Raw genomic sequence first — 27,000 nt, 5'->3', positions numbered from 1 at the left:
AAAAACCGTCTCATTTGAGGCGGTTTTTTATATTGGGATGACTAAAAATATCTATTCTTTAATAAATTTGAAATTCTTTTTTATTCCCTTTTTACTTATATAGCTTACAACATAATTCCCTTTTTCTAAACTTCTGATATCAAGTCTACTGTTAGTCAATGATGATTTTAAAACCATCTTTCCGGAAATATCATAAACTGTAACTCTTAAATTACTTTCAGTTTCATTGATATAAATATAATCTTTGGCAGGATTTGGGTAAACTTGGGGCATTTCTTTTTGAGTAATTTCTCCAACACTCAAAGTACTGAGAGAACCTGCGGTTGCAATTAAAGAAAAATTTTGACTGCCTCCGGAGAGTATCCCTTTATGCGTAACAGTTATGGTATATGTCCCAGATGGATTGTTAATATCTATTCTTTCAAAATTATCAACGTCATTAGTACTTGTGTTAGTTGCATTCTCAGATGGTAAAGACATGCCCTGCATTTTCCATGGATAATAAGTTACTCCGTCCTTTGTGATTTTTATATCCAGGTCATTTACCAGATATTTTGTAGTTGGGTCTACCGTACCGGAATTAAAAAATGGAGACTGAGGATCTGTCCAGGAAATTGAAACCTTTAAAGGACTTGTCCCACTTGCAGTAATTGTTTTTGTGTAAGTAGCACCGTTGTTCAAAGAAAGCTCATCAATAATGCTTCTTGAAGGCGTTGTAGAATTTTTATCACGTACGGCAATAGCGGCTCTTTCTGCATTAACTAATCCCCATCCGTATTCGTAATCTGGTCCTTGCCAGAAGCCAGCTTCATCTGCAGTATGCAAGATTAAACCTTTTACAGTAGCTGACCTCATATAGTTGGAATATAGCTGCTTATAATATTGCTGCAATAATAAAACTACTCCGGTAATTCCTGGGGAGGCCATAGATGTTCCGGACGAAAGACCGGTAGCAGCATTTGACGTACTTAATGTAGATCGTACACTTACCCCCTTCGTAGAAATATCAGGCTTTATTCTGCCGTCATCGGATGGTCCCCAACTGCTAAAGGAGGACATAGTTACGCTTGATCTGTCTATGTAATTTAAAACTTCATTGACAGCAGCTACAGTCATTACATTTTTTGCATTCGCATGGCCGTATATCAGATCATAGCCACCTTTATTCGGGATTTGGGTAGAAGCTGGGGGGGTTGTAGTGTTGTTTCTGCTATTTCCTGCTGAAACAACAGGTAAATAATATGGATTATTATAACAAATCTCGTCAAATGATTGTGCACGGGAGTCATAGGCGCCAAAAAACCAAAGACTACTCAATGCACCAAAGCCATATGAATGATTGGAAGTTAATAATCCTGCACTGGCTTGTGACAGTATTTCAGAGAGATCATCGTTCCAATCATAATTAAGTGCTGATGCATTAAAAGCAATACCTCTAACTGTGGAAACAGTTCCTTGTGCGCAAATAGTTCCAGTTACATGAGTAGCATGATCATCCATAAGTGAGCCATCCATATTGGTAAGCTTAGAACTTCCGCCTACCATAAACTCCTGATGGGTAGTTCGGGCGCTTCCGCCGTCCCAAACACCTGTTACCATATTTTGTCCCTGTATGTTTAAGCTTAGGCCGCCGCTGCTATACAGTCTGTTGGATCTTGCTGTAATAGCAGCCCCTTCATTATCAGTTTGTGCATAAATGAATTCCCCGTTTGGCAATACATCAATAAGTTCTTTAGTTCCGAAATTTGGTAGGCTGACTCTCTTGGAATATTCCGTATTCTTATTTAAGAATACGGATAATCTCATATCACGCTGGATCTTTTCATCATATAATCTTTTTTGTAAAATAATATTAGCGGATTTGTTAGAATATAATGAAATTGCCTTTCGCTCTTCTGCACTTTGGCCATGTAGCATAAAAAATGATGAAACTGCAGTAAATAGTAATATTTTTTTATTTTTCATGTGAATGTGTTTGCTAAGTAATAAAAATAGAAAAATCATAAACTTTATAGAAATAATGTTGATGGAAAAATTGATATCTTAATTTTTCTTTAACATTTCATATCAGTAGATTATTGCTATTGAGAAAGTATTTTTTGTATTTAAAATGAACTGTTAATAATTGTTATTTGTAAGCATTTGAAGTTTTGCCTTTAGATAGGGCATTTGTAGAAAATCAAAAATATAATAAAGTTAAGTTCACAATCACAATTCATAGAATTAGCGAAAAATTTAAATATTATATTTTGCTGATTAACTGCATTTTATAAATTTAGAATAGATCTAAATAATATTATTGTATCAAATATAATTCGTTCATAATAAATTTTTTAAAAAAATATTTTTTTTAAAAATTATTATGGATTAATATTATTAGTTAAATTCCGTCTTTAATGAAATTTAAAATACTGTATTTCAATATGTTGCAATATATTTTAGTTTGGTGATTTTAATATTTATTAACATATTTGTCCCATTAAATATTAAAATTTGTTAATATGAATGTGAAATTACGTGTATTAAGCGCAGGTGTTCTGTTCTTTATAGGAGGACAAGTGTTAGCGCAAAAAACTAAACAAAGAAACGATACGGCAACTCAGGTTAAAGACATTGAAGAGGTTGTTGTTGTAGGGTATACTAAGAAGAGTAAGGACGTTAATACTTCTTCTGTTTCAAGTGTTAAGTCCGAGACGTTGGAACGATTTTCTCCAATTACGACAATAACGAATATATTGCAAGGTACAAGTCCAGGTGTTGATATTACTGCTTTGTCGGGGAAACCGGGAGCTGGAGCTAATATTAATATTAGGGGATTGGGAAACGTAACGACAACATCTGGTGCAAGTTCGCCACTAATTGTGATTGATGGAAATGTCGTTGGAAACAATAATACGGCACAGTTCCTTTTAAATTCCATTCCGCCGGGAGATGTTGAAGATGTTACGATACTTAAAGATGCTGCTTCTGCTGCAATCTACGGGTCCCAGGGTGCGAATGGGGTTATAGTGGTTACTACGAAAAACGGTAAAGGCAGAACTAAAGTTACATACTCTGCTCAATTCGGATTTTCAGAGAAAATCAAAGACATAAACTTTACAATGATGAATGCTGCAGAAAAAATTGCTTATGAGCAAAAAGTTGCGGCGTTAGGAACCGTTGCCGGATATTATAATTGGCCTGATCAACAGGAAATTAATGAAGCTCTGAGTCAAGATCATGATTGGCAAAAAGATATCCTTAGAAGATCATTTATTGAAAGTCACAATCTTGGTATTAGGGGGGGGGACGATAAAAGCAATTACTCGTTACTATTAACTTACGATAATGATAACGGAATAGTGGAGCAATTAAATGCTTTCAGAAGATATTCGGGTAGGTTTAAATATAATGGGCAGGTAAATGAAAAACTTGACTTCGGTGTTGGGGTTGGAGCTTCTTACAGAAGAACGCAGGATCCAAGGGATAGAAATAATGCTCAAAACCCCTTTAGAGCAATGTATGATTATAACCCGTATGAACCGGTGTATAATGCAGATGGCAGCTTTAATGAAACTCTTCAAGGATTTCCTATATTAGAAGCTTTGAAGAATAACCCGGAGTATAATTCTGATGTTATTGTTGATGCTAATATCTTTGCTCAATATAAAATACTTCCATATCTGACTTATAAAATACAAGGTTCTGGTGTTTTCAATTCATATACATATGATTACAGGATCTTAAGAGGATCATTTTTAGATCAAATATTAGGAATTAATGGAACTGCAAGTAAACAGTTTGTGAATTCATTTAATTATACATTTACAAACTTATTAACATTTAATAAAACTTTTGGAGAACATAGCGTAGATGTTACTGCACTTGCGGAATACGTTAAGTTTAAGCAAGAGCAGGTACTAGCAACTGGTAGAGGTTTTTCATCACCTATTTTATCAGAAGTTTCAAATACCTCAACCCCTTTTACAACAACAGGTTTTAGTAGTGAAAGAAGATTATTCGGGTATGGTATATTGGCCAGTTATGATTATATGAAAAAATATATTGTCACAGGTTCAGCAAGAAGAGATGCTGATTCTAGGTTTGGGGCAAATAATGTATGGTCAGATGTGTTTTGGTCTGCAAGTGTTGCCTGGAATATTACGAAGGAAAACTTTTTAAAAGATAATAGCTATATCAATAACTTCAAATTAAGAGCTTCTTGGGGAACAAGAGGTTATAATAATATTCCTCTTTTCATAAACCAACCCTTGATAGCAGGAAGTGCATACGGAGGATTAAATACACCAAATAATTTTACAACGTTGTCACCATCTGCAACACAGGGAAACCCGGATCTAAGGTGGGAGGTAACAAAATCACAAAACTATGGTGCTGAATTTTCAATACTAAAAAACAGAATAAGCGGAACTGTTGATTATTTTATAGATAATAAAAAGGATTTTATATTATCTATACCTAATGTAGGAGATACAGGTGGAGGATATGCAACTTCTATTAATGCTGGAGATATGAGAAACAGAGGTTGGGAATTCTCATTAAATGGTGATGTAATTAAAACAGCCGACTTTAATTGGTCTTTACGCGCGAATATTTCTTTCTTGGATTACAAACTCAATAAGCTAAGAGGTGATCTTGAAAGTCAGAGAGTTGTAGGGACAATCAATATGCTAAAAGAAGGAGAAGAACCTTTTGTTTTTTACCTTGTGAGAAGTGCAGGAGTTAATCCTTTGAACGGAAATGAGCAATATTATGATATAAATGGGAATATAACGGAGAACTATAGCCCAGCCGACCAGGTTGCTCTTTCTGGAAAATCGCCTTTACCTAAAGGATATGGAGGATTTGGAACAACATTCAGATATAAAAACTTCGATATTAATGCAGATTTTAATTTCAAATACGGAAATTACATATATAATTATATGGCTTTGAATATGCTGGATTCAGACAATGGAGCTAACAGTAATCTTAGAACTGATGCAATTGATTTCTGGACTCCGCAAAACACAGGTGCTAATTTACCAAAACCGGGAGCTGCTCCTAATGGTTTGACAGGACTTCAATCATCAGATAGATTTTTGCAGGACGGCTCATATATCAGGTTCAGAAACTTAACCATAGGATATACTTTCGATAGAAAATTCTTGGGCGAAAATAATCCTCTAAAAAAATTAAGGCTGTCAGTTACGGGACAAAATCTAGCAACCTGGACTAAGTTTGAAGGAGATCCTGAAGTGTCAGTTGGATCTGCAGAGGCTCAAACTGGTGCCGGACAGACCTTCATAAGTGGAGCTTTTGCTTTATATAGTTATCCTCAGGTAAAAACATTTTTATTCGGAATTGATGTAGAATTTTAAAAAATTATAAAATGAGAAATATATTTAAAATAGGTATTCTTTCATCTTTGTTGTTTGTATCATGTAATGAAGAACATTTTGATGTAAAACCAACTAATTTAGACAATCCGGCTTCTGTTACGCAGTCAGAGTCATCATTCAGATCACTTACTGATGGCGCTTATGATGCTATGAAAACTATTTTTGATGGTGATAATGGCAATGCATTAATTTTAGCCGATGTTTTAGCCGATAATTTAGTTTTAAATCCTCAAGGAAGATTAACAAATACCAGTCAATATCAATGGAGTTATAATGGTACAACTGGAGGGGCAACTGTTCTCTTTAGTGATTCGTATTTTGCAATTTCAAGAGCAAACTTTGTCCTTGATAATTTAAATAAATTACCCTATACTGCTTTTATGAGAAATATAGAGGCTGAAGCAAGGGCAATAAGAGGGGCTATGCACTTTGAAGTATTACGGGCATATAGTAAAATTCCTACCCAGGATGCAGGAGCAGCAGCTTCTATGGGAATACCTTACGTCACCGTATTTGATCCTTTTCAAAAACCCAGCAGAGATGCATCTGTTACGGAATCTTATAATAAAGTTATTGCTGATTTGCTATTCGCCTATAATAATATCAATACAGCTAATGGCAGTATTGGTAGATTTAACAAGACATCCGTAGCAGCTTTGCTGAATAGGGTGTACCTTTATATGGGAGATTATGCAAATGCTATTACATACGGTGAATTTGTTATAACAAGCTCACCTTCAGTGGGGGCAAGGGCAAATTTTGCTGGGATCTGGACAGATGCCAGTACAGATGGAGTGTTACTTTCTTTACTTAATGGTAACGTAAACACAGATAACACTACAGTTGGTGTTTGTTATAACCAAAATGCATCTGGTATTAGGTCTGAATATAATGTTAATTATGATTTATTCTTAAAATATTCTCTAACTGGAATTTCAGATATAAGAAGGACGGGATATCTGCTTACAGCAAATTATGCTGGTACACCTTATAATCATATCATAAAGTATAGAACAAGGGCAAGCTCTTCAACAGCTCAAGTTGTAAACGTTAAATTTGTAAGAACTGCAGAAGTTTACCTAAATACATCAGAAGCATATATGAAGTCTTCAACACCAAATAATACACGGGCACTACAGTTATTGAATACCTTAAGACAACAAAGATATTTACCTTTTACACCTGGAACAGAGTCTGGCGCAGCATTGTTAAACGCTATTTATTCAGAAAGAAGATTGGAACTTGCTTTTGAAAATGATAGATTCTGGACATTAAAACGATTAGGATTACCTGTTAGTAGATCTGCATTTGGGCCAAATGTAGACGGTTCAGGAACGGGTCCTGCAACAAGTATTACTACACTACAAGCTTCGGATAACAGATGGCAGCTACCTATTCCTCAATCTGAAATAAATTTAAATCCAAATATGAAACAAAACCCAGGCTACTAAGATTGATTAACCGATTATTCTTTTAAAACCCCGTACCTAAAAGTACGGGTTTTTTATTCCCCATTATTTCTTATTTTTGCCTTACGAAATCTGCACTTGCATTTTTGTATAAAAATCGACACATGAAGTATATACTTTCAATAATACTCTTCTTCAGCCTTACGGTAAATGCTCAGGTCAGAAACAAGACCGATTCAAATCAGCTTCCTAAGAATGATGAAGATACCCTGGTCATAGATTCCGGGAAAAAAGATTCCCTTAAAATCTTTAAGCCTACCATCAACGATTATTTATATCAGACACAATTTGCGGAAAAGAAAGTATTTGATACCGTAATGACATTTGATAAAACGTATATCTTTTCACAATACAATAACAGGGACAATTTTGGCAGAATACAGATAGCGAATATTGGGGCAGGATTTAACCCTCTTTCTTATGAATTAAATCCAGAACAGAATCTGGAACTGTTGCCTACCAATAAATCGTATGGTATACTTAGTGTTAATGATATTCATTATTATGATGTAAAGACTCCAACCGCCACGTTCATTTACCATAATGCCATGAAAAATGGGGCAGCACTTAGATCTACGTATACCCAGAATATCGGTAAGAGATTCAACTTTGCCTTGGAGTACAGCGGATTAAGATCTCAGGGGATGTACAGAAATTCATTAGCTTCCAATAACAACACCTTATTTTCCGGACATTACGTTTCCAAAAGCGGAAACTATGAATTATTTGCCCACTATCTCCATCAGAATGTGAATAACCAGGAAAACGGTGGAATTGCGGTAGATAGCCTCTTCCAAAACGGAGACAGTAATTCCCGAAACAGGCAGAATATGCAGGTGAATCTGTCGTCTTCAAGCTCTCAGTTTTCGTATCGCAGATACTATCTGACGCATCAGTTTGCTCCATTCAATTCAGAGAAGATCCCTTTTAAAATAAGACATACCATCTCCCATCAGGGAAACAAATATTACTATACCCAAAACGCGCCGGAAGCATTTTGGTATGAAGCTCCACAACAGCTTGTACCGGACGGTCCTTTATCTTCAAAAAAATATTCAGACAATTTTAGCAACACCGTCAGTCTGGTTTGGGATAATGAAAAGTTTAAACTCGATGCCGGAGTCCGCTATCAGATGCTTAAATTAGGGTCCAGCCAGGTCATTTTACCGTTGCTTGAAATCCCGACAGAGATCAAAGAAAACAGGATAGGAGCTGTAGGAAATCTTCAGATTAGATTATTTGACAAGTTTCAGCTTAATTCATTTTTGGAATTCTCGAACGGAAACCAGTTCGGAAGTTACCTCAGAACGGCGAATAATCTGAAATTTGAACCTGTGAAAGACTATTTTGTTAATGCAAAACTGAATTTTCAGACGGCCTATCCGTCATTCAATTACCTTCTGAATACTTCAGTTTACAACAATTACAACTACTATTTTCAGAATGCAAAGAATCAGACGGTAATGGAAGCTGGGGGAAGCCTTAACCTTAAATGGTTCAAAACCGAATTGTTTGCCAATTATTTCAGAATTGAAAATTACACCTATTTTGATGTGGCGGCTATGCCGAAACAAAGTGAAAGTTCAGTGAACATCTCGCAGATCGGGGGTGATGCCACATTCAGTTATGGAAATTTCCATTTAAATACAAGATTGCAGTTTCAGAACGTGCTGACAAACAAAGATCTTCTGCCGTTACCGGGATTTATCGGGCGTGCGAATTTCTTTTACCAGTCAAAAGCATTTAAAAATGCTGCCGAAATACAGGCCGGTATAAAAGTGTACTATTTCTCAAAATTTGCATCAAGACAATATTTCCCTATTCTTAACGAATACATTCTGCCGGGCGCCGATTCTTTCTCAATTGGCGGGCAGCCGATTGCTGATATTTACTTTAATATGAAAGTCAAAAAAATGTTCTTCTTTATTGAAGGCCAGCAGATCGGTACCGTTATTTCTCATAATAAAGCGTATGCATTCCCAAGTTATCCGGTCTATGACTTCAGACTGAATATCGGGATTGTATGGTATTTGTTCAACTAAAATTATAACAGGTTGAAAACAATTAATAAAATATCTTTTCAGGATATAGACAGCATACCTCAATTGGTAAAAGATTTTTTAAATCAGAAAATTGAAGGTTTCGAAGAAAATACCTTTTCTTTAGATCACTTTAAAAATAAAATCCACCAAAAGCAAAACACCTTCACCAGACAGCAAAGGGAAAGTCTTGCCGCAGTATTGGAAGATCAGCTTTCGGATCTCATGCTTTCAGCAAAGCAAAAACAAAACTTACAGGATATAAAGCTCGAAAATACATTTACGATCACGACAGGTCATCAGCTGAACCTTTTTTCCGGTCCGGTTTTCTTTGTTTATAAAATCCTGCAGACCATCAAAACATGTTCTTATTTAAAAGATAACTTCCCGGAATTCAATTTTGTTCCGGTATATTGGATGGCGTCGGAAGATCATGATTTTGCCGAAATCAACCATTTTAAAACAGAGAATAATTATTACGAAATCAATGAAAAGTCTGGTGGAGCAGTGGGAAGAATTCCTGTGAGTGATACATTTTTCATTTCAGAATTCGAAAAAGAATTTAAAGACTTTGTTTTCGGCACCGAATTGATTTTAATGCTGAAAGAAGCCTACAAAGCGGGCAATACTTTAACGCAGGCTGTTCAGATATTGGTCAATCGTCTGTTTTCAGACTTTGGCCTCCTGATTCTTGACGGAGATTCCAAGGAGCTGAAAACGCAAATGAAACAGACGTTCAGAGATGAACTTCTGAACTTTAACCTGTATGAAACCTCAAAAGAAAAAGTAAATCTTTTAACGGAAAAGTACGGAAAAGTACAGGTAAACCCACGGGAAATCAATCTTTTTTACCTCACGGAAACCAGAGACCGAATTGATTTTAACGGGAAAGAATATGTAATTGTTGATAAAGACATACAATTTACACAAGATGAAATTCTGCAGGAGCTGGAAAATCACCCTGAGAAATTCAGCCCGAATGCATTGATGCGCCCCGTATATCAGGAGACGATATTGCCTAACCTCGCCTATATTGGTGGAAACGCCGAAATAATGTACTGGCTGGAACTGAAGGATTATTTCACGAAAATAAAACTACCTTTCCCGATTCTGATTCCAAGAAACTCAATGTTGTTTCTAAACAAAAAGACTTTAGGTAAAATTGAAAAACTGCAATTAAATATTGAAGATTTCTTTAAGAACTTCACAGCTATTACCAATAATAAGATCTTGGACAATCATGAAATTCTGCAGTTGCTTGAGGAAAAAGAAAACATCCTGCAGCAGCAGTTTTCAGAATTAAAAAGAGTCTCCGAAACTACTGAGAAATCTTTCGGAAATATGGTGAAAGCAGAAGAAGTGCGGCAGATGAAATCCTTTGAAAGATTCAAAAAAAGATTGCTTCACGCCGAAAAAATTAAGCAGAAAGAACTGCTTGAAAGACTTGAAAATCTGTTTCTGGAGGTACATCCATCCAAAAACTGGCAGGAAAGAGTATACAATTTCAGTGTTTTTTTTGCAGATCATGGTACTGCATGGCTTGAGACTTGTTTAGAAGAAATGCAAATTGACGAGTCCAAACTAATAATTCTTGCCATTTAATTTTAAAGAAGTATTTTTGTAAATATAATGATCCAATATGATAAAGAGGTTTTTTATTCTGTCCAGTTTATGCATGGTTTTGGGGGTGTCTGCTCAGAAATCGCACACCGTTGTAAAAGGCGATACTCCTTATAATATTGCTAAAAAATATGGGCTTACTGTAGATGAACTGCTGAAGCTTAACCCATCCGTAAAAGATGGAAAGCTGGCAATCGGGGAAGTTTTAACCGTAAAAAATGATAAAGCGGGATCGGCGGCTAAAGTGTCTTTTTCCACAAAACCTGTAGGGAATGCACAGTTGGGTAAAATTGTACTTCAGCCGAAACAGACCATTTACGGAATTACGAAGCAATACAGGATCTCAGAAACTGATCTCAGAAAACTCAATCCTGACCTTGACTCTCACATGAAGATCGGTGATGAAATTACCCTGCCTCTTGAAAGCATCAAAAAATACGGAGCCGGGCAACAAGCTGCCGTTTCAACAGTAAAACCTGAAGAAAAGATCGTAGACACCTCTGCTGTTACGGTTTCGGAAGGAGAATATATTGTTCAGCAGAAAGATAATTATTATAAAATTTCAAAACAGTTCAATCTTACCAGGGAAGAACTTTTCGCTTTAAATCCCGGACTTGAAGAGAAAGGGCTAAAACCCGGCGATAAAATTTCAGTGAAGAAATCCGGAAACGAAAATGCATCCGGTGCGGATGTTTTTGAAGAAACCAAAAATTCAAAAGCAAAAGTAGATTCCGGAAACGAAAACTCTTCTAAAAGCAGCAATGCTGTCGCTGCTGACGATTATGTTACATACACTGTTCAGCAGGGAGACACCGTATTTTCCATTGTCAATAAATTCGGAATCTCTATTGATGAACTAATTGCATTAAACCCGGAATTATCCAGAGGATTAAAAGCAGGAATGGTTTTAAAGATCAAAAAGCTTGATCCTGCCTATGTAAAGAAAAATGGCGATGCATTAAGTGTAGTGGTAATGCTGCCTTTCGGTTATAGTACAGGAGAAACGCAGTACAGAACAATGGCCCTTGATTTCCTTACAGGAGCAAAGCTGGCTATTGAAAGAAATGCGAGAAACGGACAAAAATTAGACATAAAAATTGTTGATTCCGGAAATGAGGCTTCTTTCCGAAATTCTTTAACACAGATAAATCCGGATAACACCGATCTTATCATCGGCCCGTTCTTTAAATCGAATGTGGTAGACGTTCTGGATTTTACAAAAAATCAGAAAATCCCGATTGTGGCGCCTTTTGCCAATTCTCCGGAATTGTATAGCTACAGCAATCTTATCATCGTTGAAACAAACGATCAGACCTATGCGGATAAAATTGTAGAAGAAGTAAAATCGGCCTATTCTGACCAGAAAATATATATTCTTGCCGACGCTAAAAAAGAAAACGCCACCTACATCAAGGCAGGTCTTGAGAAAATCTTGAAAAATCCGAACGTGACAATTGTTAATTCGGCTTCAGATCTCCAGCTTGACCAGAATATGATGACCGGCCAATCAGCGCCTGTTATAGCGATTCTTGCAAGTGATAACGATGCAACCGGTGAAGCTTTTGCCAATAAGGTGATCGCATTGTCTAAAGAAGTTCAGGGCGTAAAAGCATTCAGCATGCATTATGTTCCGGCTTTCGAGAAAAAAGTGGACGATCTTGCTTTGGCAAACCTGGTATATCTCATGGATAGAAAGATCAATACAGACGGAAGTTTCGAAAAAGAAATTCTGGCTGCCTATAAAAGCAAATACTGTAAAACACCTCCAAAATATGCTATTATCGGTTTTGATGTAGTAAACGATATGCTTACCCGTGAAAACAAGAAAGGAGAGATCTTTAAACAAATAAATAAAGTTCAGACGCAGCTGGCAACAAAATTTGAGTTTGTAAAAGCAAAAGCAAACGGAGCCTACGTCAATACGGGCTATCGGGTAATCAGACTGGTTCCGTAAATCATCTGATTAACTTCTGAAGAATATTATTAACATTATATTTATATTTGCAAAAATATTTTAAATTAATACATGAAAGCACTTGTGTTTCCTGGGCAGGGTTCTCAGTTCGTAGGAATGGGAAAAGAATTGTATGATTCTAGAAAAGACATCAAGGATCTGATGGAATCTGCCAACGAAATTTTAGGATTCGATATCCTTTCTATCATGTTCAGCGGAACGGATGATGATCTTAAAAAAACCGAAGTTACCCAACCTTCAATTTTTATACATTCGGTTGCTGCCCTGAAAGCAGTGAACGGGCTCGGAGCAGAAATGGTAGCAGGACACTCTCTGGGAGAATTTTCGGCATTGGTTGCCAATGGCGTTTTATCTTTTGATGACGGGTTGAAGCTGGTTTCTGAAAGAGCAAAGGCAATGCAGGCTGCTTGTGATGCAAATCCAAGCTCAATGGCTGCAATCCTTGGCCTTGAAGATGCCAAGGTAGAAGAAATCTGTTCCCAAATCAATGGAATCGTTGTTCCAGCCAACTACAATTGTCCCGGACAATTGGTGATCTCAGGTGAAACAGCAGCTGTTGAAGAAGCTTGTGTACAATTAAAAGAAGCAGGGGCAAAAAGAGCCTTATTATTACCTGTAAATGGTGCGTTTCACTCTCCGTTGATGCAGCCTGCACAAGAGAGACTCGCAGCAGCGATTGAGCAGACAAAATTCAGAAAAGCAACAATTCCTGTGTATCAGAATATTACCACAACGGCAGTTTCTGATCCTGATGAAATTAAGAAAAACCTCATTGCACAGCTTACAGGTCCTGTAAAATGGACGCAGTCGGTTCAGAATATGATTAAAGACGGTGCTAATAACTTCGTAGAAGTAGGACCAGGAAAAACGTTACAGGGACTGATCAAGAAAATTGACGGTTCTGTTGATGTAGCGTCTGCAATCTAAATAAACAATACAAACATGGGCGAGATATTTTCACCGGGAAAGCTGATGCTTACTTCAGAATATTTCGCAATGGACGGAGCTCTTGTCTTAGCGGTACCAACCAGGCTGGGACAAGAGTTTTCTTTTAAAGAAGAAAACGATCAAAGATCCCTTATTTTCTGGGAAGCGTATCATCAGAATAAACTTTGGTTAAAAGCTGTCATTGATTATCAGAACTGGCAGATTTTAGAAACCAATATCCCTCAAAGTGCTGAATTCATTTTAAAAACCTTAAAAAACGTTCAGGCGCTTTCACAGACTAAATTTAAAAGCAATTTTACCTATTACCTTACGACCAATCTTCAGTTTCCTGCAGACTATGGATTAGGAAGCAGTTCTAGCCTAATGAACAATCTTGCCGAATGGGCAGCCATTGATCCTTTTTATCTGAATACGATAAGTCTGGGCGGAAGCGGTTATGATATCGCGGTGGCAAAAGAGAAATCTGCAGTGCTTTATCAAAGCAAACCCGAGATAAAATATGAAAAGGTAAATTTCAATCCTTCATTCAAAAATGATCTTATTTTTATCCATCTGAATCAGAAGCAGGATAGTCGGGAAGGAATTAATTTATACAAGTCAAAAAATAAGTCCCAAAAACTCGTTGATGAATTTTCGGATATTACAAGAAATATTTTGTTATGCAGAGAATTGGAAAATTTTTCCGACTTAATGTTGATTCATGAACAAAAAATAGCAGATTTTCTTGAAATTCCTACAGTTAAAGCCCGTTTTTTCGCAGATTGCCCTGTTTTTGTTAAAAGTTTGGGTGCATGGGGCGGAGATTTTGTCATGAGCTCAAAATTTGACGGCTTTAAGGACTATTTTTGGGGGAAAGATTTTAACACTATTTTTGAATGGTCGGATATAATAGACTAATAACCAAAAGGTTATAAAGTTGTTTTTTTATTTGCCATTTTGACTTATATCATTATATTTAAACCACTTTTAACAATTAATTAATATTAATTTTGTTAACTCCAAAAAAGAAATAGAAAATATAAGTAAAATGAAAAACGCTAAAATCATCCAGGATTTAGAAAAATTAGGGATTAAAGGAAACTATGAAGTCGTTTATAATCCTTCTTATGAAGAATTGTATCAGGCTGAAGTTTCTCCTGAAAATCAGGGCTTTGAAAAAGCTGAGCTTACGGAATCTGGTGCAGTATCAGTAAAAACAGGAATTTTCACAGGTCGTTCACCTAAAGACAGATATATTGTTCAGGATGATGTTACGAAAGATACGATTTTCTGGGACGGTAAAGTAAACCTGCCTACAACACCGGAAATTTTCCAGTCTTGTAAGGAGCTTGTGCTGGATCAGCTTTCGACCTCAAAAAAAATCTATGTTGTGGATGCTTTTTGCGGAACGAATGCAGATACCAGACTTAAAGTGCGATTCATTGTAGAAGTAGCATGGCAGGCTCATTTCGTTACGAATATGTTCATCCGTCCTTCTCATTATGAACTGGAAAACTTTGGTGAGCCGGATTTCACAGTAATCAACGGATCTAAAACTACAAACCCGAACTGGGAAGAGCAGGGATTACATTCTGAAAACTTTATCATGTTTAACCTTACCGAAAAGCTTCAGATCATTGGAGGAACATGGTATGGAGGAGAAATGAAAAAAGGAATGTTTGCCATGATGAATTATTACCTTCCGTTAAAAGGAATGGCTTCTATGCACTGTTCTGCAAATGTAGGAGAAGAAGGTGATGTTGCACTTTTCTTCGGACTTTCAGGTACAGGAAAAACTACTTTGTCTGCAGATCCGAAAAGATACCTGATCGGAGATGATGAGCACGGCTGGGACAACAATGGCGTTTTCAACTATGAAGGAGGGTGTTATGCAAAAGTAATCGACCTTTCAGCAGAAAAAGAACCGGATATTTTCGGAGCGATCAGAAGAGATGCTCTTCTGGAGAACGTAGTAGTAAACAACGGGATTTCCGATTATAAAGATAATTCCATCACGGAAAACACCAGAGTATCGTATCCTATTTATCATATTAATAAGATTGTATTGCCTTCAAAAGCGGGACATGCGAAGAAAATCGTCTATCTTTCCGCAGATGCTTTCGGAGTATTGCCTCCGGTTTCTGTTTTGGATGAAGATCAGGCACAATACCATTTCCTTTGCGGATACACTTCAAAATTAGCAGGAACAGAAAGAGGAATTACAGAACCTGAACCATCTTTCTCACCGGCATTTGGAGAAGCATTCCTAACATTACATCCTACCATGTACTCTAAAACGCTGATCGGGAAAATGAAAGAACACGGAGCAAAAGCATACCTTGTAAATACAGGATGGAACGGAACCGGAAAAAGAATTTCTTTAAAAGATACAAGAGCAATTATTGATGCCATTATCGACGGATCTATAGAAAATGCTCCGAAGACAAGAATCCCGATTATGAATCTTGAAGTACCTACATCACTGCCAAATGTTTCTGAAGGAATCCTTGATCCGAGAGATACTTACAGCAATGTTGAAGAGTGGGAAGAAAAAGCAAAAGATCTTGCAGCAAAATACATCAAAAACTTTGAACAGTACTGCAATTCTGAAGAAGCTAAAAAATTAGTCGCTTCAGGTCCTCAACTGCAGGCACAGACAATTAAATAAATGTAAAAATCCTCATCAAGCGATGAGGATTTTTTATTGTAAAATGCTTAGGTCTGCTCACCATAACTGCGTTAAAACTTCTATTAAATAAAACATTTAGTATTAGAGTCTGGTATGCTGAGCCTGTCAAAGCATCTTTATTTTTTTTAAATCATTTTAAGCTTAAAATTGCCAGTCTATATCCGTCCATTCCGAAACCGGAGAGTACCGCATCTGTATTTGCCGCCGTTACAGATTTTTGCCGGAATTCTTCTCTTTTGTAAATATTGCTGATGTGAACCTCCACTTTCGGTTTTGAAATATTTTTCAGGCAATCCGCAATAGCATAAGAATAGTGCGTAAATGCTCCCGGATTAATTACCAAAGCATCAAAATCATCTTCCTGAAGTCTGTTGATGATTTCTCCTTCAATATTGGATTGATAATATTGTATTTCATGGGAAGGAAATTCGGACTCCAAATTCTCCAAATAATCTTCCATTGAAGTGGTTCCGTAAATTTCCGGTTCACGCGTTCCCAGGAGATTAAGGTTGGGTCCGTTTACAATTAAAATTTTCATGGTATAAAATTAATGGTTTTTCATTATAATGTAGTGGATTGGATTAATTTTTAATAAAATATACACTACAAACTTCTAAGAAGCTATTTGAACCGTCAGCTCCATCTATTTTAAAACCTTTAACTTTGAAAAAGCAATTCTTCAAAACGACTATGAAAAAAGACATCGAAAACAAATTAATAGATAAAAACACAAAGCCTACAAGTATGAGGATTTTGGTGTATGATTTTCTGAGTTCCCAGGAGGCTGCTTTGTCATTATCAGAAATCGAAAATCATTTTGAAAATGCAGACCGTACCACTATTTACCGTACTTTAAAAACATTCGAAGAAAAGGGAATTGTTCACAGTATTCAGGAAAATACAACAACCAGATACAAACTCTGCCACGACGGATGTAACGAAAATACCCATAAAGACTGGCATCTTCACTTTTACTGCAAGATCTGTAAGCAGACTACCTGCAGAGAAGATATTTCTTTCCCCGAAAATATTAAATCCGACTTCAGAATTGACGAAATAAGACTTTTTGCCAAAGGAATCTGCGAGACCTGTCTGGAAGGTTTGCAATAGTATTGCATGTATTTTGTCTGTACATTTGAATAAAATTGAAGAATTATGGAAGAATGTTGCAGTACAAAACCGAAGCAGGAAAACAAACACGAACATAAAGGTCATGATCACGACCACGAACATTCCCATGATACTGAAAATAAATCAGTATTCAGGATGTTCATTCCTGCAATCGTTTCTTTCGCACTGTTACTCATAGGAATTGCTTTAGATCATATGATAAAACCGGAATGGTTTGCAGGGATCATTCGTATTATATGGTATTTAGCTGCATATATTCCTGTTGGATTACCCGTTTTAAAGGAAGCTTTCGAAAGTATAAAAAGCGGAGATGTATTCTCGGAATTCTTTCTAATGGGAATCGCAACTGTAGGGGCTTTTGGAATTGGCGAATATCCCGAAGGTGTTGCGGTAATGCTCTTCTATTCTGTTGGTGAAGTATTCCAGGCAATGGCCGTCACGAGGGCCAAAAGCAATATTAAATCTTTACTCGACCAGCGTCCCGATGAGGTGACTGTTTTAAAGGAAGGAAAACCTCAGACCGTGAAAGCACAAAAAGTAAGTATCGGGGAAATCATTCAGCTGAAATCCGGGGAAAAACTCGCATTAGATGGAGAATTGCTTTCCGAAACCGCTTCTTTCAATACCTCTGCGCTAACAGGAGAAAGCAAGCCGGATACAAAAACAAAAGGAGAAACCGTATTAGCAGGAATGATAAATCTAAATACGGTGAGTGAAGTAAAAGTGACAACGGCTTACCAGGACAGTAAACTGAGCAAAATTTTAGAACTCGTTCAGAATGCAACAGCTCAAAAAGCACCTACAGAGTTATTCATCAGAAAATTTGCTAAGATTTATACTCCGATTGTGGTGTTTCTTGCCATTGGAATTACATTTTTGCCCTATTTCTTTGTTGAAAACTATCAATTCAGAGACTGGCTGTACCGGGCGTTAGTATTCCTGGTGATTTCCTGCCCATGTGCTTTGGTGATTTCTATTCCTTTGGGCTATTTCGGAGGAATTGGTGCCGGAAGCAGAAATGGGATTTTATTCAAAGGAAGTAATTTTTTAGATGTTTTGGCTAATATTCAGCATGTGGTAATGGATAAAACCGGAACGTTAACAGAAGGTGTTTTTAAAGTTCAGGAAATTCAATTTAATAATGATTTTAATAAAGATGAAATTTTAAAGCTCATTAATGCGTTGGAAAGCAAAAGTTCGCATCCTGTGGCAACTGCTATCCATGAATATGTGGGAGAAATAGATCATTCCATTCCGCTGGAAAATATTGAGGAAATTGCAGGGCACGGCCTGAAAGCCAATATTAATGATAAAGAACTATTGGTTGGAAACCTCAAACTGATGGATCAGTTCAATATTAAATACAATCTCGATTCTGAAAATATAGTGTATACACTGATAGCAGTTGCTTACGATAAAAAATTTGCGGGATATCTCACCATTGCCGATACCGTTAAACAAGACGCACCATCGGCTATAAGCCGGTTAAAGGCATTAAACATAAAAATAACTATGCTCAGCGGAGATAAAGCCTCTGTTGTAAAACATGTTGCTGCCCAATTGGGGATTCCGAACGCTTATGGCGATCTTCTTCCGGAAGATAAGGTTAATAAAGTAAAAGAGATAAAAGCAGGAAAGGAATCCGTTGCCTTTGTTGGTGATGGGGTAAATGATGCTCCTGTTGTAGCACTCAGTGATGTTGGGATCGCTATGGGCGGACTGGGAAGTGATGCTACAATCGAAACAGCCGATGTTGTTATCCAGGATGATATGCCTAGTAAAATACCAATGGCGATCAACATCGGGAAACAGACCAGGAAGATTGTCTGGCAGAATATCATGTTGGCTTTTACTATTAAAGCTGCTGTCCTTATTTTGGGTGCAGGAGGTCTGGCAACGATGTGGGAAGCGGTTTTCGCTGATGTCGGAGTAGCGTTACTTGCCATTTTAAATGCGGTTAGAATTCAACGGATGAAGTTTTAATAAGCTGGAAGAAGGAACTAAGATGAGAAGTTTATTGTATTGCGCCTATATTATCAAAATAACTTTAGTCATCAATAGGAACGGGCTTTAGCCCGTTTGCAAGAATAATTTTTTCAATTTGGCTTTAGCCAGAATTTATTTTTCTTCCACAGGTTCCGCCGATTCTTTTTAGTTTCATAATAAAGCATTGTATTCATTTGTGAAAATTCGTGGTAAAATAATAATCAGTGTTATCTCCAAAATCAGCGTGAGAAATTTCCCACAGATTTTCACAAATTACACAGATTCTTTAGCTTCATAATAAAGTTTTTTTATTCATCTGTGAAAGTCCATGCAATCCGTGGTTGAGAAATGCAAAAACTCCCGCAGATTTTTAATGCTTTAAGTTATTTGTTCATTTAAAGCTGTGTGATCTGAGAAATCCGTGGGAACTAAACCATGTACAGTTAATAATTACTCAAGCTGACTTTCATCATAATCAACTATAAAATCAAATTTCAGTAGTATATTTGTAGTAACAAAAGAAAATTGAAGTTTTTCATTTCCATATTTATTATTTTCACCATTGCATTACGTCCGGTTCTGCCATTGATCAATTATGCGGTCAACTATGAATATATTGTAAAGAATCTCTGCGAAAACAGAAGCATTCCTCAATCTACCTGTAAAGGGAAATGTTATGTTGCCAAAGAACTCGCAAAAACAGAAAAACAGTCCAACAACAATCAGACAGTAAAAATTTCAGGAATTGATGTTTTTATATCCCATGAAATTCTTTCTTTTTCGGACAACAACCTGTTTGATGTTTTAAACAAAAAATCAGAATCGGATTACCTCAATTTCCGTACTTCAGAATATTGTTCCAGAATATTCCATCCTCCTGTAGCTTAAAATTATTTCAGCTAAATCTTAGTTGAATTTGATGTTGAAATAAACTTAGCTATCAATTGCTGAGTGCTTAGTTTATGCTGAGCCTGTCGAAGTACCCTTGCGAACCCGTAAACATTAAGTTTACAAAAAACTTGCGAGCTTAGCATTAAATTAGATTCATTGTAGTTATCCGTAATTTGTCGTCATAAAAATCTTTGGGCTCTTTGTTGAGTGAAACGCCTTTGCGAACTTAAAAACAGTAAGTTTATAAAAAAATCTTTGTGATCTTTGCGTTAGAAGACATTATGATTAATTAAGGATAAGCAAGGAATTCATGATTAAGGTTAGTTTAAAAATCGATCCATTCAAATCATTATTACTTTCAATTTAAATAAAAATGAAATCAAAAGTTATTTTAACAGCATTATTGTCTGTTTCATTAATGGCATGTGCCCAGGAAACACCTAAAGTAAAACATAAAAAGGCAAAAACAGTAGTAAAATCCGATGCAAAACCGGTGAAATTTGCCAACGCAGTAGACCCGATCTGTAATATGCCGACTGATGCCGACATGAAAGATACCGCTGTTTATAAAAATAAAACGTACGGTTTTTGCAGTGCCTATTGCAAAGACGAATTCAAAAAGAATCCTGAGAAATATGTCCAAAAATAGAAATACCAATAACTCCAAAAGCAAAGTAATTGTTCCGATTGCGGTCATTGCTTTACTTTTCCTCGGGATCGGGATCGGAATGGGCTATTTCAAAAAAAATCTGTATACGGTAATGAAAGTCCCCGCCTTTGAGCTCACCGATCAGAACAATAAAAAAATAACCGATAAAGATATGTTGGGAAAAGTATATCTGGTGGAGTTTTTCTTCAGCAGATGTCCCACGATTTGTCCGGTAATGAATACCAATATGAGAGCCATCGAAGATGAAATCAATGATCCTGAATTCGGAATAATTTCCATCAGCATTGATCCTGAAAACGACACACCTCAAACTTTGAAAGAACATGCCGAAAGAATCGGTGTAAAATCTCCAAACTGGCATTTTCTTACAGGAAGCAGGGATTATATCGGTAAAATTGCTGATGAGTTTAATATTTATGTCGGAGATAAGGAAGATGAAAGTGAAAGCCTGAACCACAGCGGAATGATTGCCTTGGTTGATAAAGAAGGAAATATCAGATGCCGGTATAATAAGGACAATATGCCGATTCTCTATTATTCAGGATTTAATTATGAAGATCCGGAAGGAAAAGTGCCAAAGCTGAATGGGATATATCATCCGGACCGCGAGATATTAATAGAAGATATTAAAAAATTGTTGAAATAGAGGTTGGGAAGATGGAAGTTAAAGGCTGGAAGTTTTATGTGGTATGTAAACAGCTTCCTGCTTCAAACTTCCGACTCCCAGCCAAAATATAAAACCACCTAAAATAAAAAAGTATGAAAATTATGAAAATGGCTGCCTTAAGTGCAGTATTTGCGGCACAGTTTGCAATGGCTCAGTTTAAGCAGACTCCACTTCCGTACGCCTACAATGCGTTGGAAGGAAACATCGATGCGCAGACCATGGAAATCCATTATTCCAAGCATGCGGCAGCGTATGTTGCAAATCTGAATAAGGCAATCGCCGGAACGCCTCAGGAAAAACAGACCTTATTCGAGATCATGTCGAATGCTTCAAAATTACCGGCTGCCGTGAGAAATAATGCAGGAGGACACTACAACCATGAACTGTTCTGGACCGTTTTAACTCCAGAAAAAAATACACAGCCTTCAGCAAAACTGGCAAAAGCAATCAATGATGCCTTTGGAAGTATGGATGCTTTTAAAACAAAGATGGCAAAAGCAGGGGCAGACCGTTTCGGATCGGGATGGGCATGGCTTTCTGTGGACAAAAACGGTAAATTATTCGTTTCATCTACTCCTAATCAGGATAACCCTTTAATGGATGTGGTAGAAGAAAAAGGAACACCAATCTTCGGAATTGATGTATGGGAACATGCGTATTATCTGAAATATCAGAACAAAAGAGCAGATTATCTCACAGCGATCTGGAACGTAACCAACTGGAAAGAAATCAGCAGAAGATACGAAGAAGCAACCAGCAAAAAATAATTCAGTGAACGTAGTTTGCAGCATATTTCTCACACTATTTGTGGTATTCAGGCCTCTGGTACCATTGGTGGAATATGCTGTAAATTATGATTATATCTCAGAAGTATTGTGTATCAATAAAAACAATTCCGAAATTCACTGTAAAGGAAAATGTTATCTGACTAAAGAAATTGCTAAAACCAATGACAACAGTTCTTCACCTTTAAACAAAACAAAAAATTCAGGACAGAAATTGCTGGATATTTATGTTCTTCCTGAAATCACCAAGATCTATACCACAGAAAATACATTCTTTTCAAATTCCGACTTTCTGTACGAAAACGCGTATGCCTTTCTGTTTTCAAAACCTATTTTCCGGCCACCGGTTTTTTAGTGTATATTTTATCTTTTTGGGCGATCCCCTTTCCCAGGCTTTTCCTGCTGCACGGGTCGGGCTGTCCGCTACTATCTTTTTTTAGATTCTGCCTTCGTCAGAATCCAAAAAAAGGATAACCGCTTCCATCCCTATCGCGATGGGGCATATCAACATATTTTATCACTAAAAAATCAACAATGAAAATCTATAAATTTTTATCACTATTCTTTATTGCCATCACTTTATTTACCCTTTCATCATGCCGAAACAATGACGAGGATGAGGTGACAGATTCCACTCCGGGAAATCTTCAGCTAAAAATCGAAAACGGATTCAATAATCTGGGAGATATCGTTTTGAACCAAACCATCCAAACTTCTGTTAACGGGCAAAAGCATCAGTTTTCCACCCTGAAATATATAATCAGCAACATCACCTTAATTGATGAGAACGGGGGAGAATTCAGATACCATTACAACGATCCCGACAATGGAGCATTTATTGTAGATCAGGCAGAAGCCGTTGCCGGAATCAATTACATCAACCTGAAAGAAATTCCTAAAAATAATTACAAAAAAGTAAGAATCGGTTTAGGCGTCAGTCAGTCCGCTTATCTTTTGGGACAGAACGGACAGGGAATTTTCTGGCAGAAAGCAAAAACCGCGGGAATGGCTTGGTCCTGGGCTGCAGGATACATTTTCACAAAACTGGAAGGAAAATACGGAACTTCTTCGGCAGCAACAGAATTTATGAACCATTGCGGAAACATAGGCAATACCTCAGCCAACAATACACCGGATCTTTATCGTGAAATTACCCTTGATTTTCCTACAACAGCAAGAGTTTCAAAAGAAATTACACCTTCTGTTCATATTCTGGCAGATCTAAATCAGTATCTCAGCGGACAGACCGCTTTAACACTGGATAATTCCAACGACATGGCAATGGGATCGAACCAGCATCTGGTGAATGTAACAAACAATATTTCAAAAATGTTTAAAGTAGATCACGTTCACAATGATTAATTGTTTTAAGCAACCCAAAAAAGAACAACCAGGCGCTATCTGGGTTTTTCTGGCTTTTATAGCCTGTTTGTTCATGTCATGTACAGGAGAAAGTGAAATTATCGAACCTTTATCAAAAGATGAAACATACCAACTTGAAAAACCTTCAGGATTTCCGGAAATGATATTTGATATTACAGGAAATCCGGTCACGGTGAATGGCGTGGCACTGGGGAAAAAACTTTTTTATGAAGGAAAATTATCCCGAAACAATACCATCTCATGCGGATTCTGCCATATTCAGGAATATGCCTTTACCCATCACGGTCATACAGTAAGTCATGGAATTGATGACAGGTTAGGGATCCGAAATGCCCCGCCGATACAGAATATGGCATTTCTGAAAAATTATACCTGGGACGGGGTAAGTCATAACCTTGATGAAAGATCCTTAGTTCCCATCACGACTGATTTTGAGATGGACAGTTCTCTTCCTGAAGCCGTAGCCAAGCTAAATGCTGATGCGAATTACAAAAAAATGTTTATGGCAGCATTCGGGGATGAAAATATTACCGGTGAAAAAATTCTCAAAGCGATTTCCCAGTTTATGGTAACCATGATTTCTGCGGATTCAAAGTATGACCGGATGAAAAAAGGGAACGCAGTTTTTAATGCTGAAGAAAGTCAGGGAATGGCTCTGTTTCAAAATAAATGTGCGTCTTGCCATTCCGGAGATCTGTTTACCGATGAAAGCTATCGGAATACGGGAATGTATTATAATCCGCAATTAGATGACAGAGGAAGATATCGGGTAACACTGGATTGGAATGACAATATGAAATTTCGGGTTCCAAGTCTCAGAAATGTAGAATATACCGCTCCGTATATGCATGACGGAAGATTTTACAGTTTAGAAGCGGTCATGAACTTTTATTCTGAAAATGTAGAAAACCAGCCTAATCTCGATCCGCTGCTGAAACAAAACGGACACATCGGAATCCCAATGACGTCTTTAGAAAAACAGAACATCATCACTTTTCTAAAAACTTTAAGTGATAAAAACTTTATAATGAACCCAAAATTTGCAGAATAATAAATCATGAAGAAGATATTTTTAACCTTGGGTTTCGCCGGATGCTTTTTTGGCCAGGCGAAAGAAATCCATGACAGCTTATTGGTTCCTAAAGAACTCAGCCCAATTTTTTTTGATGATTGTGATGCATGTGGCTGTGCCGCAGGAAACGGATCTTCCGGCTTTGAATCTTTACTGAATCCTCAGTTCATCGGAGTTAAATACTTTGCACAGCATTACCGGGCGAAAGAAAATTTATTTGTCAATGATCTTACGCAGGATCAGTATTTCAATACACTCCAGCTCTGGGGGAAAATTCCGGTTGCTAAAAATGTAAGCATGTATGCAAGTGTTCCGTTTCAGTTTCATACCAAAAAAACGTTGCAGGGAGATATCAGAATTGAAGGAATCGGAGATGCGAATATTATGGGAATTTATCAGTTCCTGGATTCCAAAGATTCTTCCCATCAGCTGAACGGAGGCTTGGGAGTGAAAATACCGATCGGAAAATTTGATGAAAAAGGAATGTCAGGAGTAAATCCGAGCTTTCAGTTGGGAACAGGAAGCTGGGATTATCAGATGGTTTTGAATTATAAATTTCAAAAGGATAAACTGGCAGTGCTGCTGAACACAGACTATACTTTGAAAACTGAAAATAAGAAATATTACCGTTTCGGGAACCAGTGGAATTATGCTGCAACAGGATTTTACAGGCTCTGGAAAAATAAGAACAGCATTTTTTCAGGGAAAGTCGGAATGCAGGGAGAAGCCTACGACTGGAACAGGCAGTTTGGTGAAGTAATACCCAAAACCGCCGGAAGTGCTTTGTACGGAAAGCTAGGTTTTGAAGCCTCATATAAAAAATTCAGTTTGGGTAGTGAAGTGATGCTTCCTGCTTATACCAATCTTGCCGGAGGTGACATTGAAGCGAAATCAAGGTTCAGTATTTTTCTGAATGTTGGGATTTAGATTCAGCAAGACTTATAAATTTATAACCTTCATCTTATGGTGAAGGTTTTATAATATCAGTTTTGAATCAATAAAGTAGATAGGAGTCAGTAGAAAAATAAAAAAGAGACTCAAAATTTGAATCTCTCTTTAAGTAGCCCGTAGGGGAATCGAACCCCTCTTACCAGAATGAAAATCTGAGGTCCTAACCGATAGACGAACGGGCCAGCTATCTTCTACTGTTACCAGTATGTTAGTTTTTTTGTTTTTATAAGTATCAACTCTTATTAATTACCAGGTTAGAATAGTAATTAAATTTTGTAGCCCGTAGGGGAATCGAACCCCTCTTACCAGAATGAAAATCTGAGGTCCTAACCGATAGACGAACGGGCCAACTATACTTATTAAGCTAGTTTGTTAACGTGCTTAGTTAATTTGCTTTTTAAGTTAGCAGCTTTGTTTTTGTGGATAATATTTTTCTTAGCTAATTTATCCAACAAAGCGATAACTTTTGGCAATTGCTCTGTAGCAGCAGCTTTGTTTTCTTCATTTCTTAACACCTTCATTGCTGTTCTAGCAGTCTTGTGGTAGTATCTGTTACGAAGTCTTCTTACTTCGTTTTGTCTAATTCTTTTTAATGCTGATTTATGATTTGCCATATCGTTCAAATGTGAGTGCAAAAGTAAAAACTTTTTTTTTATCTGCCAAATTTATCTTTAAAAATTTTTAATTTTCTTCTGATAAATATTTTCGGAGTTTTCCTATTGCCTGTTCTATTTTAATATTCTCTTCTTCTCTTTCTAATTTTTTGATGGTTGCCGTAAGCATGGCCATCGCGTTGTTCCATTCTCCAGTGGTATTGGTGAAGGTAAGTCCGTCAATCGTTACTGCAAAATCGACTCTTTCTTCTCTCCTGTAAAGTCTGAAACTTATTTCATCATCACTGCCTGTAATCCCGTCTTCATTGATTCTTAAATCGTAACTTTTTGGGTTAGAGTGGATTTTTTTGAAAAGCAATTTTGCTTCCTGTATTTTTAAATCCGGCATGATATACATTTGTGGCTTTTATAAAGAAAAACATTCTTCTTTAAAGCGGTGCAAAGATAATATTTTTTTCTTTCAAACAAAATGCCTCTGTATATTTTAAGATGCTTTTTGAGATAAAAACCTCACAATGTGCATGATTTTTTTAACATAATGTTTGTTCAAAACAGGAAAATAAACGGGTTGAGATATAGGTGTTCAAAATTTATATTTCAAAATAAAAAAAATCCCTGAACTTTACAGATCAGGGATAGTTCTTGTATTCCGTAGCCTATAGGGGAATCGAACCCCTGTTGCAAGAATGAAAATCTTGAGTCCTGACCACTAGACGAATAGGCCAAATTTTGAGGTTGCAAAAGTAATCA

22 protein-coding genes and 3 tRNA genes are annotated in these 27,000 nt (G+C 36.9%); 18 read left to right on the top strand and 7 right to left on the bottom strand.

All coding sequences use genetic code 11. From position 1 onward, the window contains the following. Positions 1–51 precede the first annotated feature (51 nt). The gene (locus ACYT6F_RS04035) at positions 52–1,965 is read right to left on the bottom strand and encodes a S8 family serine peptidase (RefSeq protein ID WP_472599982.1); all 1,914 of its coding nucleotides are present in this window, start codon (positions 1,963–1,965) and stop codon (positions 52–54) included. 536 nt (positions 1,966–2,501) lie between these two features. Between ACYT6F_RS04035 and ACYT6F_RS04030 the strand changes: the two genes are divergently transcribed. The 8 genes from ACYT6F_RS04030 to pckA all read left to right on the top strand — a co-directional run bounded on the left by ACYT6F_RS04030 (position 2,502) and on the right by pckA (position 16,079). Continuing rightward, positions 2,502–5,360, top strand: a complete 2,859-nt coding sequence (locus ACYT6F_RS04030) for a SusC/RagA family TonB-linked outer membrane protein (protein ID WP_472599981.1) — start codon at positions 2,502–2,504, stop codon at positions 5,358–5,360. A gap of 11 nt (positions 5,361–5,371) precedes the next feature. After that, positions 5,372–6,832 carry a RagB/SusD family nutrient uptake outer membrane protein gene (locus ACYT6F_RS04025; protein ID WP_472599980.1) on the top strand — a complete coding sequence of 487 codons (1,461 nt, stop codon included), beginning with the start codon at positions 5,372–5,374 and terminating at the stop codon, positions 6,830–6,832. Between the two features lie 122 nt (positions 6,833–6,954). Then, entirely contained in the window at positions 6,955–8,892 is a 1,938-nt protein-coding gene (locus ACYT6F_RS04020; protein WP_472599979.1) for a putative porin, read from the top strand. 12 nt (positions 8,893–8,904) lie between these two features. Continuing rightward, positions 8,905–10,491: a bacillithiol biosynthesis cysteine-adding enzyme BshC gene (gene bshC, locus ACYT6F_RS04015; protein ID WP_472599978.1), complete on the top strand. Its 1,587-nt coding sequence runs from the start codon at positions 8,905–8,907 to the stop codon at positions 10,489–10,491. Positions 10,492–10,528: 37 nt separating this feature from the next. Next, positions 10,529–12,463 (top strand): LysM peptidoglycan-binding domain-containing protein, encoded by a 1,935-nt coding sequence (locus tag ACYT6F_RS04010; RefSeq protein ID WP_472599977.1) that lies wholly within the window; start codon positions 10,529–10,531, stop codon positions 12,461–12,463. 72 nt (positions 12,464–12,535) lie between these two features. Continuing rightward, complete coding sequence (fabD, locus tag ACYT6F_RS04005) at positions 12,536–13,411, top strand: ACP S-malonyltransferase (RefSeq protein WP_472599976.1); 876 nt, start codon at positions 12,536–12,538, stop codon at positions 13,409–13,411. Between the two features lie 15 nt (positions 13,412–13,426). Next, complete coding sequence (locus ACYT6F_RS04000; RefSeq protein WP_472599975.1) at positions 13,427–14,329, top strand: GYDIA family GHMP kinase; 903 nt, start codon at positions 13,427–13,429, stop codon at positions 14,327–14,329. A gap of 130 nt (positions 14,330–14,459) precedes the next feature. Then, positions 14,460–16,079 carry a phosphoenolpyruvate carboxykinase (ATP) gene (gene pckA / locus ACYT6F_RS03995; protein WP_472599974.1) on the top strand — a complete coding sequence of 540 codons (1,620 nt, stop codon included), beginning with the start codon at positions 14,460–14,462 and terminating at the stop codon, positions 16,077–16,079. Positions 16,080–16,230: 151 nt separating this feature from the next. Here the strand turns inward: pckA and ACYT6F_RS03990 are convergent, their stop codons facing one another. Next, complete coding sequence (locus tag ACYT6F_RS03990) at positions 16,231–16,638, bottom strand: type II 3-dehydroquinate dehydratase (protein WP_472599973.1); 408 nt, start codon at positions 16,636–16,638, stop codon at positions 16,231–16,233. A gap of 125 nt (positions 16,639–16,763) precedes the next feature. Here ACYT6F_RS03990 and ACYT6F_RS03985 point away from each other — a divergent pair, with 125 nt between their 5' ends. The 10 genes from ACYT6F_RS03985 (at position 16,764) to ACYT6F_RS03940 (ending at position 25,612) form a co-directional block, all read left to right on the top strand. Beyond that, the gene (locus tag ACYT6F_RS03985) at positions 16,764–17,210 is read left to right on the top strand and encodes a Fur family transcriptional regulator (RefSeq protein WP_472599972.1); all 447 of its coding nucleotides are present in this window, start codon (positions 16,764–16,766) and stop codon (positions 17,208–17,210) included. Positions 17,211–17,255: 45 nt separating this feature from the next. After that, the gene (locus ACYT6F_RS03980) at positions 17,256–19,214 is read left to right on the top strand and encodes a heavy metal translocating P-type ATPase (protein WP_472599971.1); all 1,959 of its coding nucleotides are present in this window, start codon (positions 17,256–17,258) and stop codon (positions 19,212–19,214) included. Positions 19,215–19,742: 528 nt separating this feature from the next. Then, positions 19,743–20,105, top strand: coding sequence for a hypothetical protein (locus tag ACYT6F_RS03975; RefSeq protein ID WP_472599970.1), 363 nt, complete (start codon positions 19,743–19,745; stop codon positions 20,103–20,105). A 376-nt stretch (positions 20,106–20,481) separates the two neighbouring features. Then, on the top strand, positions 20,482–20,757 hold the full coding sequence (locus ACYT6F_RS03970) for a YHS domain-containing protein (protein WP_472599969.1): 276 nt from the start codon (positions 20,482–20,484) through the stop codon (positions 20,755–20,757). Next, the gene (locus ACYT6F_RS03965) at positions 20,744–21,424 is read left to right on the top strand and encodes an SCO family protein (RefSeq protein ID WP_472599968.1); all 681 of its coding nucleotides are present in this window, start codon (positions 20,744–20,746) and stop codon (positions 21,422–21,424) included. The genes ACYT6F_RS03970 and ACYT6F_RS03965 overlap by 14 nt, the downstream gene beginning before the upstream one ends. A gap of 113 nt (positions 21,425–21,537) precedes the next feature. Continuing rightward, complete coding sequence (locus ACYT6F_RS03960) at positions 21,538–22,212, top strand: superoxide dismutase (RefSeq protein ID WP_472599967.1); 675 nt, start codon at positions 21,538–21,540, stop codon at positions 22,210–22,212. 4 nt (positions 22,213–22,216) lie between these two features. Further along, positions 22,217–22,585 (top strand): hypothetical protein, encoded by a 369-nt coding sequence (locus tag ACYT6F_RS03955; protein ID WP_472599966.1) that lies wholly within the window; start codon positions 22,217–22,219, stop codon positions 22,583–22,585. A gap of 179 nt (positions 22,586–22,764) precedes the next feature. Next, on the top strand, positions 22,765–23,592 hold the full coding sequence (locus ACYT6F_RS03950) for an MbnP family protein (RefSeq protein ID WP_472599965.1): 828 nt from the start codon (positions 22,765–22,767) through the stop codon (positions 23,590–23,592). 73 nt (positions 23,593–23,665) lie between these two features. Further along, the gene (locus tag ACYT6F_RS03945; protein WP_472599964.1) at positions 23,666–24,664 is read left to right on the top strand and encodes a cytochrome-c peroxidase; all 999 of its coding nucleotides are present in this window, start codon (positions 23,666–23,668) and stop codon (positions 24,662–24,664) included. A 6-nt stretch (positions 24,665–24,670) separates the two neighbouring features. Beyond that, positions 24,671–25,612, top strand: a complete 942-nt coding sequence (locus ACYT6F_RS03940; protein ID WP_472599963.1) for a transporter — start codon at positions 24,671–24,673, stop codon at positions 25,610–25,612. Between the two features lie 134 nt (positions 25,613–25,746). Here the strand turns inward: ACYT6F_RS03940 and ACYT6F_RS03935 are convergent. From ACYT6F_RS03935 to ACYT6F_RS03915, 5 genes are all read right to left on the bottom strand, one after another. Next, a tRNA-Glu gene (locus ACYT6F_RS03935) sits at positions 25,747–25,818 on the bottom strand. Between the two features lie 94 nt (positions 25,819–25,912). Next, positions 25,913–25,984 (bottom strand) — tRNA-Glu (locus ACYT6F_RS03930). 11 nt (positions 25,985–25,995) lie between these two features. Continuing rightward, entirely contained in the window at positions 25,996–26,250 is a 255-nt protein-coding gene (gene rpsT, locus ACYT6F_RS03925) for a 30S ribosomal protein S20 (RefSeq protein ID WP_072883895.1), read from the bottom strand. Between the two features lie 67 nt (positions 26,251–26,317). Further along, complete coding sequence (locus ACYT6F_RS03920) at positions 26,318–26,638, bottom strand: hypothetical protein (RefSeq protein ID WP_472599962.1); 321 nt, start codon at positions 26,636–26,638, stop codon at positions 26,318–26,320. Between the two features lie 264 nt (positions 26,639–26,902). Continuing rightward, positions 26,903–26,974 (bottom strand) — tRNA-Glu (locus ACYT6F_RS03915). Between the last annotated feature and the right edge of the window lie 26 nt (positions 26,975–27,000).

Source organism: Chryseobacterium sp. NG-CE01 (genome assembly GCF_055695505.1).
Note: the sequence above shows the minus strand (reverse complement) of the source record. Positions and strands in the feature narration are given on the sequence as shown.